The following is a 14,459-nucleotide window of genomic DNA, read 5'->3' as shown; positions in this document are numbered from 1 at the left end:
CGGTGGATCTCTGTACGCTGATTGAGCGCAACGCGGCGTTCGCTCCCAACAAGCCCGCGATCCGTTTCGAGGGCGAGACCCTCAGCTACGCGGCTTTGAATGCACGGATCGAGCAGGCCGCACGCGCCTTGAAAGCGGGATTCGGCGTCAACAGAGGCGATCGCGTCGCGATCCTCAGCCTCAACCGGCCCGATTATCTGGTACTGCTCTATGCCTGCGCCCGGCTCGGCGCGATGCTGGTGCCATTGAACTGGCGGCTCGCCGTCGCCGAGCAGCTCTTCATCCTGTCCGACGCCGCTGCCAAGGTGCTGGTGCTTGAAAATGCCTTTGCTGCACTTCTCCCGGATCTGGCCGAGAAATTGCCTGGCACTGCCGTTGTCGGCTTCGACTTTGCGCCTGCCCGCGGCAGCACATGGAACAGCTTGCTGGACCAAGACTGGGGGGATCGTCGCTACCCGCACACAGACCTGTCGTGCCCGCTTCTGATCGTCTACACCTCGGGCACCACCGGCCGGCCGAAGGGCGCCGTGCTACGCCAGGAGGCCTTGCTGTGGAACGGGATCATGAGCCAGCACATGCATGGCCTCACCTCGGACGATCATGTGCTGACTGTCCTGCCGCTCTTCCACGTCGGCGGCCTGAACATCCAGACCACGCCGGCGCTGCATCAGGGCGCGACGGTCACCCTTCATTCGCGGTTTTCACCAGATACGACGCTTGCCGCGCTGCAGCGTGATCGGCCAACGTTGACCGTTCTGGTGCCCGCGACCATTCAAGCTGTGACCGACCACCCTGTATGGCCGATGGTCGATCTGTCCTCGCTGAAGGCTATTACGACCGGCTCGACCATCGTGCCGCAGCACTTGATCGAACGCTTGGTCGCACGCGGCGTGCCGGTGCTGCAGGTCTATGGCTCGACGGAAACTTGCCCCATCGCCATCTATACGAGGCTTGGCGGCGACCTTTCACGGGAGGGCTCGACCGGCCTGCCCGGCTTATCCTGCGAAGCGGCAATCATCAATGATGCCGGCAACGAACTGCCGCCGGGCACCCCAGGCGAAATCGCGGTGCGCGGGCCCAGCGTCTTCCACGAATATTGGGGAAACGAGCACGCAACGCGCGAGGCGCTGCATGACGGCTGGTACCGAAGCGGCGATATCGGCCGGCGTGATAGCGACGGCTATTTTTGGGTCCATGACCGCAAAAGAAACCTGATCATTTCCGGCGGTGAAAACATCTATCCGGCGGAAGTCGAGCGTGTGCTGATGGAGCATCCCGACGTTGCCGAATGCGCGGTTATCGGCCGGCCGGACTTGCGCTGGGACGAAGTGCCGGTCGCCTATGTGATCCGCCGATCGGGGGCTCAGATCGAGGCGGAAGGCCTGAAGGCCCATGTTCAATCGCAACTCGCCCGCTTCAAGGTGCCACGGGAGATCATTTTCGTGGAGGAACTGCCTCGAACGGCGTTGGGCAAGGTCCAGCATTTCATGCTGAAAGAGCTGGATGCGCGATCCCGCGAGCGAGGAGACGGAAGTTGAAAATAGCGGTCTTGGGAGGCGGCAACGGTTCCTTTGCCGCTGCAGGTGATTTTGCGCTCCAGGGCCACGATGTGCGGCTGTGGCGGCGCGATATAGAGCAAGCGTTGGCACATCGCACCGAGGGCTCTCGCATCATCGTGAAGGATTCAAACGGGCGGCACGATGTGCGGCTCGCGCTGGTGACCACCGAGATCGGCGATGCGGTGGACCAGGCCGAGCTTATCGTCTGTCCTGTTCCCGCATTCGCTCAGGCTGAGATCGCCAAGCAACTCGCGCCGCGTCTCCGCGATGGCCAGGTCGTATTCTTACCACCGGGAACTTTCGGCACCATGATCTTTGCGAGCGCTTTGCGCGACGCGGGCAATCCCGCGAGCATAAGCGTTGCGGAGACGGGCACGTTACCTTGGCTTACGCGCAAGCATGGCCCATTCGAGGTTGCCATCACTGTTCGTGCCAAACGGCTTCCCGTCGGGGTCTTCCCGCTTCGCACTGCCGATCATGCGCTCTCGGTGATTGGACGGGCCTTTCCAGGAGTGATCGAACCCTGCGGCGATGCACTCTCCGGCGCGTTGATGAACGCCGGCCCAATTATTCACCCACCGCTCATCATCATGAACGCGGGCCCGATCGAGCACTTCGAAAGCTGGGACATCCACAAGGAAGGCACGCAAGCCGCAATCCGCCGCGTTACCGACGCGCTGGACGCCGAACGAATTGCGGTGCGGGAAGCGCTCGGCTACGGTGCGCCGCATTTTCCTCTGGCGCATCATTATGCCAAGGAGGGCGAGATCTGGATGTATGGCCGCGGCACGCACGAGCGTTTAACCGATTCAGGGGATTGGCGAGAGCGAATCGTTCTGACTGAACACCGCTACATGCGTGAGGATTTGCAGATCGGCCTCTCGTTTCTGGCATCGGTAGCCGAACTGGCAGGCATCTCGACGCCACTCGCTCGATCATTTCTCGCTATCGGTGGTGCGATTTGCGGTGAAGACTTCGTGAGCACCGGACGCACACTCGACAGCCTTGGTCTGGGCGATATGGATCGAGGCAGCCTGCAACGCCTGTTGCGTGAAGGTTTCACCAGATGACCGCAACGCGCTCTTCAATCGCCTGTCTGGGAGCAGGTCGCATGGGCCGTGGTATCGCGGTGGCATTCGCCTATGCGGGCTATCCCGTCACGATGATCGACATCAAGCCACGCTCGCCGGAACAATTTACAAGACTTGAAACGGAGGCGCTTGGTGAAGTTCGAAAAACACTCACGAGTCTGACACGATTTGGACTGCTGACCGTTGCCGAAGCCGCCGCGGTGCTGGCGCGCGTGACAGTAGCTCCTGCCGATCATAGCGTCCCGGCAGTTGCCGAAGCGGGGATCGTGTTCGAAGGCGTCCCGGAGGTTGTCGATCTCAAACGCGACGTGCTGGCCCTTGCGTCAAAGGCGGTCGGCCCCGACGTCGTTATCGCTTCCACGACCTCCACCATCTTGGTCGATGACCTCTCAGGGGCAGTCGCTCACCCCAGCCGCTTTCTCAACGTGCACTGGCTCAACCCAGCCTATCTGATTCCGCTGGTCGAAATCTCGCCCGGAGCAGCTACCGATCCTGCCGTTACCGCACGGATGAAGAGCTTGCTCGAAAGCATCGGCAAAGTACCGGTGGTCTGCGCAGCGAAGCCCGGCTTTATCGTACCGCGTATCCAGGCGCTGGCGATGAACGAGGCCGCGCGGATGGTCGAAGAAGGTGTCGCTAGCGCCGAAGACATTGATAAGGCAATCCGGTTCGGCTTTGGATTTCGCTATGCCGTTCTCGGCCTGTTGGAATTCATCGACTGGGGCGGCGGCGATATTCTCTATTACGCCAGCCGCTATCTCGAGGAGGCGCTCGGCAGCGACCGTTATCGCGCGCCAGACGTCATCTCCCGCAACATGCGGGAGGGACGCATCGGCCTGCGCACCGGCGCCGGCTTTCTCAACTATTCCGACCTCGATATCGATGCCTACCGCGAACAGCGACTGTCCGAGCTGGTTGACATGCTGCGGCATTTCGGCCTGGCGCGGTTCCCGGTTGTCTAGCGTGGCCTCATAAAACGGGCACGGCTCGATCTGACCACCATCCCATTTGCGACATGGTTCGACCGGTATTGTCCTGCCATTGCTGGCTGAATCGCGAGAAGACCTTCACTATGGCGGTCCCCCTAATGTGAGCTGCTGTGCCGCGGGCCTCAACCGTGAGCAGCGAGCCTCAGCGGATCATTGAGCAATCGCGCCGGGGCAATTCGGCGTACGCAGGTGCTGAAAGGGGCCGGCCAGCAGTAAGGGACACAAAGGCCTATTTCGACCGAGAGACACCCTCGTTCGAGATGATTTCAAACCCGACCGGTTCGATATCCGAGGACGTCACCTTCGTAACTCCCGGCGAGGTCGCTTGGGGGCCCACTGACGTCGGCTGCTGTGAAGGGTTTCGCATGCCGGCCGCTTGGGCGACGGCTCCGCGTATTCGGCGGCCAGCGTCTGAAACCCTGCAAGGGAGGAAACGTGCTTAAGGGACGTAAGACGGTGCCGCAGGCGCTATGGCGGTTTGAGCGTCGCGGGCGAGCTAGCTGATTTGGATCGGCTCTGCCGAGGCTGGTCGAGAGCCTGACCGTGACGAACGGATTTGCAGGACTTCCACGCGGTCATGATGTGTCGATCCTGATACGGTTCGTTGGAGCTGTCGGCTGATGCCGTGGCGTGCAAGCGCGCGAACACCTCGATAATGTTCATGCCACCGGCGCAGCACGGAGAACTCGACTTGCTGGGGTCCGCGCAGCACTGGTGGGCTGCAGATTTCGCAATGGCGAGCAGCTCGCGCGCGCGTGCAATATTGCCGGCGCAAGCGCCCTTGGCGAACAGGCCGTAGTGGCGGACGCGATTGAGGCCTTTTGGCAGCGCGTGGATGAGGAAGCGCGGATGAACTCGTCTGTGGCAGTCCTCATCTGCTTCTATCGATGCGGTGGTTCTTCCACTTGAAGGTGACGCCTCGCTCGTCAAGGCGATCAGTGGCGACGCGGTAGGTGTAACGCGACAGATCGGTCAGCACCGCCTCCGGTCCACCGAACGGGCGCTTTGGGTAGACGACCCATTCGGCCTTGCGCAGCGGGTGCGAGATAAACAGCGGAGGATTGCGCCTCGGCGAGATGGGCGTGATCGCCAACGAAGCTCAGGCTGCCGGCTTGGTGCGTAGCGTCGTGGTTCTGTTCGACCAGGTGGCACGCCGGCCTGTACTTCAGCACCGGCGCGGCATCGAGCAGCCGCGCCACTTGCTCCACGCTCAGCACCACCGGCACCTTGCGCCGCTCGTGAATGACATGCGTATGTTCGACGATCTCATGGCGCCTGAGTGTGAACCAAGAAGAACCGCAGCGTCGAGATCGTCTGACTGACCCTCGGCGCGCCGACGCCGCTCGCGGCCAGATGCAGCTGGTACCGGCGCACGACCTCGAAGCTCGCCGCATCCCGCGACCGATGACATGACGACGCAAGTTCGCGCCGAAGACCGACCATGTGCAGAGGGTCAAGAAGTTCGCTGCGTGGGGCATGGCGGAGCGCAATGCCGATGTGCCGCAGGAGAGACGAATTGAGTTCCGCATTGGCATCAATTTCGGCTGTGTCATGCGCGATGACGGCGACCTTTTCGGTACCGGTGTCAATGTGGCCGTGCGGCTCGAACGGATTGCCGAGGCTGGCGATATCTGCATCGCTGGCCGAGTATTTGAGGATATCCAAGGAAAGCTTGACGTCATCTTTGAGCATGCGGGTGAGCAGCGCTTCAAAAATATCATTCGCGGGCTCATGGGGCGATTTTTGCCAGTGGATTGATCGCGCTCGTCGAGATGATTGCACCGTGAGTTTGATCGTCTTGCCCGTCAAAGCGATGGTGCCAGGGATCATCGCGGCGAACGTAGCCTCGCTCATGGTTTAACGTAAGTCCAGCCCTGCTCTTCCAGCTCGATGACGCGGACGACGCCGGATTTGACAACTTGCGCCTGCGGAATGATCGGTATGTCTTTGTTCTCTGCCTTGTGCATGTTCTCCTGGGTGTTGCCACAGGCTTTGAACGAGACCTCGGGCGTGCTGAGCGCCATCGTCTCGATCCGAGCCTTAACCGGCGAGGTGTCGTCGCGCAGCATGTGCAGGCCCGGCCCAAACGTGATCACCTCGATTTTCACCTTCTCGCCGAGATCTCTGTAGTGTTGCGTCACGTTGATCGCGTTATTAAGCGCGAGGTTCATTGCCGCGGCATCGTTGATATTCACCTGCAAGATCAGACGGTGCAGCTTGGGTTTCTCTTCTCGAGCCTTGTCCAGGCGCGCAAACGCCAATCGGTTCCGCCTGTGCGCGGTCGTGTGCGGCCTCTTAGATATGTGCGGCTTATCCGTGACGGTTGATGGGCTGATTGCCGGCGTCCAATAATGGTACTGCGCCAGTGATGGCGACACCGCCAGCAGGAGCGCGGAGGCGCCGATCGTCGTTGCTTTCCCAATATGCCCGAACATGCTCATGATCCGTTCCCGTCGAAGAACGCTCCACTCAGCGTCAGTTATTCGGCTTCGCGATGGCGTGCGGCCATTTGCATGGCGCGGTACTCTTGGCGCGCACCGTCTCCAGCCCAAACAGAGGGAAATTACGTCCTGAGCGGCTCCCACGAGGCGCAAGAGGTGCAAAGCCACTCCACCGTCCCCCAGAAGCGATTGTATCATTGCAACCGCATCGACCTTGAGCGAGACGCCGGCACCAAATGCCGGCACGGCAGCGGCGATCTGCAAAGGCGGACCACCATTGGTGCGATAGGAAACCCCGAAATCATCGCCGTGGCCCGAGATGGCAGGCCCTGCGACCGCAAGTTCAGTGCGCCCTCTACGGCAACGAATTGACCGCTGCATCGCACTGCCGCCTGGAACCTCGCGCCATGGTATTGTCGCGGTGGCGATCGGCGTGAAAGCCTCGGGCGACATTGTCTGGCTGATGATCCAGCGGTTTTCCTTGGCTGCCGGAGCGGCCGCAAGGGCGAGGGCACGCGACAGCCTGTCCAGGTATTCCAGCCGGTCGGCGCCTTCCGTCAGCGAGCAGGCGCGAAGCCGTGCCATCGGATCGTCAGCCTCCCGCGGCAGCGCAATTCTGCTCACCGCTGCGAATGCAGCCGAGACGGAGACGACCGCGCGTTTCACTGCGAGGCCTGTGTTGCCCGCGCGTGGGCATCGAGCCAGGCCTGCGCGGCGGGGAAGCGCGCAAGCCCTGGAACCCTCGCAGCAAGATTGATGGATTTCCATTTCGGATCGAAACCCGGCGCCTGCAGCTCATCGATCCGCGAGAAAAGATGGTCAATAAAACGCGCGACGCGCTCGAACCGATTCGTATTCGCCGGCCAATTGAAGGCAACCAGCGCGGTCGGTACGGCAATCGTCGCCACGCGCTCGCCCTGCTTGATCAGAGCGGGGTAATCGTTCGCGTCGAGCGACGCAGGAAGATAGTAATCCTCAAGCCTGCTCTCGTAGGGGACGGCCAAAAACTTGAAGCCCGGGTCCCAATGCCTGCGCACGAACGCATCGACCGGCTTCGACGTAACGAACACGACCGCTGCCATCTCGCCCTTGCGCATCTGCTCCAGCGCGACCTGGTGCGGGATGAAGGTCTGCTGCACATCAAGGCCGAGCCGGCTGAAGATCAACGGCCCCGAATAGGCTGCAGCGGTGCCTTGCGTGTTGAAATTCACCTTCTTGCCGGTGAGATCGTTCAAACTCCGGATCTCCGGCCGGACAAAGACATGCAGCTCAGAGGGAAACAGATTGAGCACGTAGGCCAGCCGGCGCTGGATATCTGGCACCTGGCTCTTGTATTCGTCGAGTACGTCGGCGTTGATGATCGCCGCGTCAATGCCGCGCAGATAGAGCAGTGAATTCACGTTTTCAGTAGGGCCACGTGTCACGATCGGCAGCACATGCAGATTGTCTCCGTCATCGACCACGCGGGACATCTCTGCGGCAAGACGGATGGGCGCGCCCTCGATGAGGCCTCCGGCAAGACCGACCGTCCAGGCGTTCATCGCCACTTGCGGCGTCGGCGGCGGCGCTTGATGCCGCATCAGGTGGACGTGCTGCGTCCAGAGCTTTTTGGTCTTCGCCTCCACCCAGGACGGATGAACGAGGAGCAGCAACAAAGCGAATGCCGGGAGCAAGAGCGGCGGCCGTAATCTAAGAAATCCGTTCATCATCAACTCCAATCGGGGGACTTTTCTTCGCGATCCCGCGCTGCGGCTATCTGGCCTGGCACCTACCGAGGCAGCGCGTCGAGCCGTTCTTGCGCCTCCGTGATTCCGCCGGCTTGAGCTTTTGCGTAGAGATCCCGTGCCTTGGCTGCGTCGCCGAGCGTCCCATACGCGCCCCATTTGCGAAGAACGAGCGGATCATACGTCTCCGCGAGCGTAAAGCTCGCGTGAGCACTGCCCGTCTCGGCGGCGCGCTCGAGCACAAGTCGCGCCGAGCCGATATCGCCCTGACCGAGCAGCACGCTCGCCCGCGCCACCAGTCTTGCAGCCTCCGCAGCACGCTCAGGCTTGGGCTGGGCATTGCCGCGAGCCGCTGAGACGGTTGTGTCGTTCGCAGCAGCTGGCTTGGCCGCCTCCGGCCCACCTTGCGCAGCCTGACGGGCGGTTGCGATCCTAGATGTCGTGGGGCCATCTTTCGTCCTACGCTCGGACGCAAGCTCCCGCTCGAGCTGCGCTGCCCTGTCGCGCGCCTTCTGCAACGATTTGCCCAGCTCCATCGCCCCGCTCTCGGCCGCCTGCTTCAGCTGGGCAGCTTCGGCACTCGCCCTGGCCGCGAGCGCCGCCTGCCTTTCGACATTGCGGCGGGCCGCCGCAAGATCCTGCTCCAGCCGAACTGCCCGCTTTCCTTCCTCTTGCAGGGACTTTTTCAACTTCGCCGCGTCGCTTTCCGCGACCTGCTTGGCCTGGATAGCGTCGTCGTTTGCCTTGGCCGCCAGCCTCGACTGCCTCTCGACATCGCGCCGCGCAGCCGCGAGAGCCTGCTGCAGCCGCGCTTCGCGCTCCCACTCCTGCACGAGGGACTTTCGCAGCTCTGCCGCGCTGGACTGCTTGAAGCCTGTCACCTGATCGCCGGCCTTACGCGCTTGAGCCTCGTACGCGTAGATCGCGGTGTGCACCATCGAGAGGTCCTGCACCAGTGCCTCGGCCCTGTTGTGCTCCTTCTGCAGCGACTGTTTCAACTCCGCGGAATCATTCTCCGCGACCTGCTTCAACCGGGTGGCGTCCTCGTGCGCCTCGGCCGCTCGCGCCGTCTGCGTTTCGATATCGCGCCGCGACCCCGCAAGGTCCTGCTCCAGCCGCGCTGCCCTGTCGCGCTCCTGCTGCAAGGATTTGCGCAGCTCCGCAGCCTCGTTATCGGCCACTTGCTTGAACTCGGCCGGCTGCTCGCTAACCTTACGGCTCTGAGCCTCGCACGCATATATTTGTGTACGCGCCATCGAGAGGTGCTGCGCCAGCGCCTCGGCCTTGTCGTGCTCCTTCTGCAGCAATGATCTCAACTCAGCTGGGCCAATTTCCGCGGCCTGCTTCAGTTGGCTGGCCTCCTCGTTCGCTTTGGTGGCCAGCTTCGCCTGTGTCTCGATGCCACGCCGGGCTGCGGCAAGATCCTGCTCCAGCCGCATTGCCCGCTCCTGCTCCTGTTTCAGGGATTTTTTCAGCTTTGCTGCGTCGCTTTCCGCTGCCTGCTTGAGCTCAGCCGCAGCGTCGTTCGCCTTCGCCGCCAACGCCGTTTGTGTCTCGATTTCGCGCCGGGCCGTCGCAAGATCCTGCTCCAGCCGAGCTGCGTGCTCCTGCTCCTCTTGCAGGGACTTTTTCAGCTTCGCTGCCTCGCTTTCCGCTGCCTGCTTGAGCTCAGCCGCAGCGTCGTTCGCCTTGGCCGCCAACGCCGTTTGTGTCTCGATTTCGCGCCGGGCCGTCGCAAGATCCTGCTCCAGCCGAGCTGCGTGCTCCTGCTCCTCTTGCAGGGACTGTTTCAGCTTCGCTGCCTCGCTTTCCGCTGCCTGCTTGAGCTCAGCCGCAGCGTCGTTCGCCTTCGCCGCCAACGCGCTTTGTGTCTCGATTTCGCGCCGGGCCGTCGCAAGATCCTGCTCCAGCCGAGCTGCGTGCTCCTGCTCCTCTTGCAGGGACTTTTTCAGCTTCGCCGCGTCGCTTTCCGCTGCCTGCTTGAGCTCAGCCGCAGCGTCGTTCGCCTTCGCCGCCAACGCGGTTTGTGTCTCGATTTCGCGCCGGGCCGTCGCAAGATCCTGCTCCAGCCGAGCTGCGTGCTCCTGCTGCAGGGACTGTTTCAGCTTCGCCGCGTCGCTTTCCGCCGCCTGCTTGAGCTCAGCCGCATCGTCGTTCGCCTTCGCCGCCAACGCCGTTTGTGTCTCGATTTCGCGCCGGGCCGTCGCAAGATCCTGCTCCAGCCGAGCTGCGTGCTCCTGCTCCTCTTGCAGGGACTTTTTCAGCTTCGCCGCGTCGCTTTCCGCCGCCTGCTTGAGCTCAGCCGCATCGTCGTTCGCCTTCGCCGCCAACGCCGTCTGTGTCGCGAGATCGCGCCGGGCCGTCGCAAGATCCTGCTCCAGCCGATCTGCCCGCTCCCGCTCCTGTTGCAAGGACTTTCCCTGCTCCACCGGGGTGCTGTCCGCGGCCTGCTTAAGCTGGCTCGCTTCGGCGCTCGCCTTGGCCGCCGTCTGCATCTCGACAGCTTGCTGGACCGCCGCAAGATACCGCTCGATCTGCTCCCTTCGTTTGCGTTCCCGTTGCAGGAAGTTTCGCAGCTCGACGGTGTCACTGTCGTCCGACCGGTTCAGCTGGCAGGCCTCGGCGGTCTCCTTCGCCGCCAGCCCCGACTGCGTCTCAACATCGCGCCGTGGGTAGGCGAGCTCCCGACCCAGCATCTCGGGTTTGCGGTGTTCTTGTTCCAGAACCGGCTGCAGCTCCCGCGAATTGCTCGTTGTTGATTGCGCAACCTGCACCGGTCTGGCGCCGCCCTGGTTTGCTCGCGCGTGCCGCGCGTCAGGTAAACCCTGCGTCTCCGACGCCCAGGCCGCTGAGAGGCAAGCCGCAGTGATCCACAGGACCGCGGATCGCCGGCCCGCGGAGGAGTGCTTCGTGGGCTTTCGAGGAATGGGCGCCTCGTCCGAGCCGCCTAACGCATCAGCAATCACCTGCCGCATGCTGACATGCCCCATCCCGATTGGTCATCATACCCTTCGGCGGCAGGCGCAGTCTATTCCTCGCGAGGACGATCCTGGCCTACCCCTTTCGGGTTAGACTTTCTAGATCGTTCCGACTTGGAAAGGGCACGACAGGCCTTTATTTCATAATCCTTCTCCGCGATGCGCGCAGAAGTCTTCAACAGCGGTTTTTAAAGGATGGCCGCTGACTACCGCTATTGCCCGAATGCGAAGTATGGCGCACCTCTGAGAAGGTCTGCAGGGTCAGGGTAGACCGGAAGCGGCTTGCCCCGGCCAGGCCGACGCGATTGAAGGCGATAAGGTGCTAGTCTCCGGATTTGAACTAGAAAGTCTGACCGATCACGGCAACGAACCGCATGCTCGGCCGCTGCGCAGCTTCGCAGATCGCCTCGGCAACGGCATCGATGTGCCAAAGTGGAGGTGTTTAGCACCACTTAAGGGAGGCGTCCGTGTTGCAGGTTAGCACAATCGGTCTGGATACCATCAGAGGCCGGACAGATGGCAGCATCCGACTACGTGCCGATCTTCTTCAAAAATCGCTTGCATCTCGCGGGGCGTCCACAGATGAGTACACGCCCTATCCCGGGTGCCCAACAATCCCTTTGAGCAACTGCAGTAACCTCAAAAGTCCTGCTGTGAATGGCACGAACCCGCGTACAAACCTCCGGAACCCGGGATGTTCCTGGAGCTCCTTTGTCCGCAGCGTTGCTTTCCGCCGACCGGCGTCGTTTCGAACCGACCCAACGCGCGCACGTTGGCCGATTCTCTGACGCGCATCGCGCAAAACTGCCCGACTGCCATCTTCGCCGGATGTTTGGGTCTTTGGGTTTCTGGCTCCCCACCAGCACCACCACTGTCCCATCCGGCCCAGACTGGCTCCATCAACACGATAGTTAAGGCCTCCGGCTAGAGCACGACGGCGATCCCGCCGTTGACCGCGGCGGATACGGACGCATCATCGATCTCTTCACCAAGAACGAATGCCTCGCCTGAATACCTGATCCCCGTTATCCGTGTTGCTCGTCTGGCTAACCGAGAGACCAAGGGGTCAAGCTCACGGTCGGCGAAGAACTCATGGAGACCAACCCGGAGGGTCAAATCGAAAAGCATCAGGCGCGCTCTGTCGGTCGGCCAGGATGAGTCCAGCGGGATCTCGCGCGGCAGTCGCGTCGTCAAGCTGGTAGGCAATTTATGATACCAATCCCGTCGGCACCAAAGGCCTGATGACGGGCTCGATCGGGTTCGATCACATCTATGGCTATTTCATCGAGTGGGATACCATCCCCTGCCCAGCGTTCCGAATCTTTGTCGCCAGCTCAAGATTGAGCGTGAGCACTAGCGAGTGGAAAAGGCGGAACTTCTGCATGAATATTGAATCGTACACCACAACCTATACCCGCCCCGTCGACATCAAGAAGCTCGATTTCATCCATCGCCATCTTGCCGAAGCGGGCGTGCGCAGGGTGTTGGAGTTGGGCTGCGGCACTGGGCCTATTGCAATGTCGCTGGTCGCCAAGAACTGGCAAGTCAAAGGAATCGACGTCTCGGCAGAGTGCGTCGAAGTTGCTCGCTCTCACGGCGTCGATGCGCAGGTCGGCGATGCCGCAACCTTCCGGGAAGGCGCTCCCTATGACGCCGTGATCATGGCTGACGTTTTAACCGAAGTCGTGACACCACCAGAAAGCCTGCTTGCAAATGCTGCCGCCAATCTGCGGCTCGGTGGATTGCTGCTGGCTTCGACATCCAACGGCTATGGATGGTTCGAGCTGACCCAGCAACGACTCAATCCAAGAGCATATCTCCGCCGCAACAACACGCTGCGTCGGTTGCTTGGATACGATCCTTATGTCCGCGCGGACGGCGAGCGCCAGCAGTGGTACACCCGTCAACGAGTCTTGAAGATGGCTAAGGCTGCCGGGTTCGAGTTGTTCGATCAGCAAAATTCCGATTTCATGGATGGATCATCGTCGAGCGATATTCGCTTGGCAGACTGGCTGCCTTATTGGGCCGTATCCGGCTGGTACTTTGCGTTCCATAGAGCGAGGTGAGTTGACGAGGTGCGCGAACCCGGACCCTACATCACCAAGCTGCCGGCGCCCGAGCATGACGCACCGGAATGGCGCGCTGGATGTCGAGAGCGCAGGCCTCGCCGCGGTTGGGCAGCATCGGCCGCCATGGCGCTCGCGATCATCAACCTACCGCAGTCGAACTGCTGTGGGTATGCGGGTTTGCGCAAAGCAGACGCTTGCGGATGGCCTCTTCAACAAGCGCGAGCGCTTCATTGGCTTGTCGCACTTCGGCTTCAGCAATTTCGGCGCGAAGCTCTGCAGCCGTCACCTTATTCTTTTGGGCTTCGATACAAGTCTGCGCTTGTTCAAGGGCTCTGCAAGCCTCTTTCAATTTATCTTCGGTGGAGATAACGAATTCACGTTGCGCCCGCTCGGCGGCCTCGGCTCGCATTTCAGCAGCCCGTAATCTTTCCAAGGCGCTCGTGCAAAGCGACTGCGCGCGGGCTTCGGCCTCCCGGGCGTGCTCCTCCATCCTGCGGAAGACCTCGGCCGCTTGATCTACCAAATCCAGGGCTGTTGCTCCGTCCTCGGGTGCCGACGCTGGGACAAAGTTTAGGACGTTCTCGTCTTTCCGCACTGACGCTCTGGAACTACGCTGAGCCATGTAATTTACGCCCTGTCACGAACACACACCGGCGAGCGGCATCATGAAAACCTATGGTTAACGAATGGTTAAAAAGTTGTATGCACGAATCTGCCTGTGCGCGACAAGCCGATGATTCTGCCCGACGGGAGGACGCGGACGCTCGAAGAATTGCGGGACCGCCGCAAGCCGACCACCCTATGCACCGCTGTACGTCGCCCACTACGTTATAGTCGCACATAGCTGTGCGGCCGACGCGCGCCTCACACGCCTCTCGCTGCACCACGAACGTTCAGAGCGGCCGGCTTCCATAAACCAGCGCGTGCCGCGCCTGCTCCGCTGGTGCCGGCGCGCCCGAGCGCGGATGGAGGGCATCGAACTCCCGTCCAAAGGAGTCAGTCAGGCGGACGAGTTCGCGCAAGAAATGCTGCCCACCTGGGTGCGAGCGATTGCACCGAAGAAGGCGAGATCGACGATTCTCCGGATTGGTAAAGAACGCAACACGCACAACTAAGGTCGCCCAAGTTGGCCTCTGTCGGCCAGACTCAAGAGTGAAGAGAGGACCGCCGGCGAGCAATTGCTTGACCAAAGAGAGGTTCGCTCACCGACAGACGGCAACCGGTTTCAATTCGCTCCCTCGGCCAGCTGCGCCCTGAGATTTCAGTACACCTCCGCCGTCGCTGGCGACTGTCCCCACGCATCGCTCACTGACGGGAAGGTTGCTTCGCTGGAGGTCCGCTCTTGTTTCCTGGCACACCCGGAATCTTCGCAGGATCCTGTTGTTGCACTGCGGGGTTGCCTTGGTTACTTGAATTTGAGCCTACCGTTCCAGGCTTGGTGGCAGGACCACTCTTGCTTCCGGGCTGGCCAGCTATTCCGGCCCCTGAGTTTTGCGCACTTGGAGCGGTCGAGACATCCGACTCCCTGTGTTGAGCGATGGCGGCCGGAACGAACACGGCGCTAGCCAAGGCAGCGGCTACTATCATGTTCCTCATTTCGTCTCCTCC

At 61.6% G+C, this 14,459-nt stretch carries 10 protein-coding genes; 5 read left to right on the top strand and 5 right to left on the bottom strand.

What is annotated here, in order from left to right:
* Window positions 1-2: 2 nt before the first annotated feature.
* Genes P6U23_RS09090 through P6U23_RS09080 form a run of 3 tightly spaced genes read left to right on the top strand, consistent with a single transcriptional unit; the run spans window position 3 to window position 3,612 of the window.
* Window positions 3-1,538 carry a class I adenylate-forming enzyme family protein gene (locus P6U23_RS09090; protein ID WP_407179227.1) on the top strand — a complete coding sequence of 512 codons (1,536 nt, stop codon included), beginning with the start codon at window positions 3-5 and terminating at the stop codon, window positions 1,536-1,538.
* Window positions 1,535-2,629: an NAD/NADP octopine/nopaline dehydrogenase family protein gene (locus P6U23_RS09085; protein ID WP_407179225.1), complete on the top strand. Its 1,095-nt coding sequence runs from the start codon at window positions 1,535-1,537 to the stop codon at window positions 2,627-2,629. The genes P6U23_RS09090 and P6U23_RS09085 overlap by 4 nt, the downstream gene beginning before the upstream one ends.
* A 41-nt stretch (window positions 2,630-2,670) precedes the next feature.
* Window positions 2,671-3,612: a 3-hydroxybutyryl-CoA dehydrogenase gene (locus P6U23_RS09080; RefSeq protein WP_407179223.1), complete on the top strand. Its 942-nt coding sequence runs from the start codon at window positions 2,671-2,673 to the stop codon at window positions 3,610-3,612.
* An 898-nt stretch (window positions 3,613-4,510) separates the two neighbouring features.
* Here the strand turns inward: P6U23_RS09080 and P6U23_RS09075 are convergent.
* Window positions 4,511-4,732, bottom strand: a complete 222-nt coding sequence (locus tag P6U23_RS09075; protein ID WP_407179221.1) for a transposase — start codon at window positions 4,730-4,732, stop codon at window positions 4,511-4,513.
* 383 nt (window positions 4,733-5,115) lie between these two features.
* Between P6U23_RS09075 and P6U23_RS09070 the strand changes: the two genes are divergently transcribed.
* Window positions 5,116-5,397, top strand: coding sequence for an adenylate/guanylate cyclase domain-containing protein (locus P6U23_RS09070; protein ID WP_407179219.1), 282 nt, complete (start codon window positions 5,116-5,118; stop codon window positions 5,395-5,397).
* 92 nt (window positions 5,398-5,489) lie between these two features.
* Here P6U23_RS09070 and P6U23_RS09065 read toward each other — a convergent pair whose 3' ends face one another.
* From P6U23_RS09065 to P6U23_RS09055, 3 genes are all read right to left on the bottom strand, one after another.
* Window positions 5,490-6,080 (bottom strand): hypothetical protein, encoded by a 591-nt coding sequence (locus P6U23_RS09065; protein ID WP_407179218.1) that lies wholly within the window; start codon window positions 6,078-6,080, stop codon window positions 5,490-5,492.
* Between the two features lie 662 nt (window positions 6,081-6,742).
* The gene (locus P6U23_RS09060; RefSeq protein WP_407181391.1) at window positions 6,743-7,705 is read right to left on the bottom strand and encodes a TAXI family TRAP transporter solute-binding subunit; all 963 of its coding nucleotides are present in this window, start codon (window positions 7,703-7,705) and stop codon (window positions 6,743-6,745) included.
* Between the two features lie 143 nt (window positions 7,706-7,848).
* Window positions 7,849-10,500, bottom strand: a complete 2,652-nt coding sequence (locus tag P6U23_RS09055) for a hypothetical protein (protein ID WP_407179216.1) — start codon at window positions 10,498-10,500, stop codon at window positions 7,849-7,851.
* Between the two features lie 1,523 nt (window positions 10,501-12,023).
* Between P6U23_RS09055 and P6U23_RS09050 the strand changes: the two genes are divergently transcribed.
* Window positions 12,024-12,848: a class I SAM-dependent methyltransferase gene (locus P6U23_RS09050; RefSeq protein WP_407179215.1), complete on the top strand. Its 825-nt coding sequence runs from the start codon at window positions 12,024-12,026 to the stop codon at window positions 12,846-12,848.
* Window positions 12,849-12,990: 142 nt separating this feature from the next.
* On the opposite strand, the gene P6U23_RS09045 is transcribed toward P6U23_RS09050, so the two are convergent.
* Window positions 12,991-13,446 (bottom strand): hypothetical protein, encoded by a 456-nt coding sequence (locus tag P6U23_RS09045; RefSeq protein ID WP_407179214.1) that lies wholly within the window; start codon window positions 13,444-13,446, stop codon window positions 12,991-12,993.
* Between the last annotated feature and the right edge of the window lie 1,013 nt (window positions 13,447-14,459).

It is taken from the genome of Bradyrhizobium sp. STM 3562 (genome assembly GCF_045571435.1).
Lineage (GTDB): Bacteria > Pseudomonadota > Alphaproteobacteria > Rhizobiales > Xanthobacteraceae > Bradyrhizobium.
Note: the sequence above shows the minus strand (reverse complement) of the source record. Positions and strands in the feature narration are given on the sequence as shown.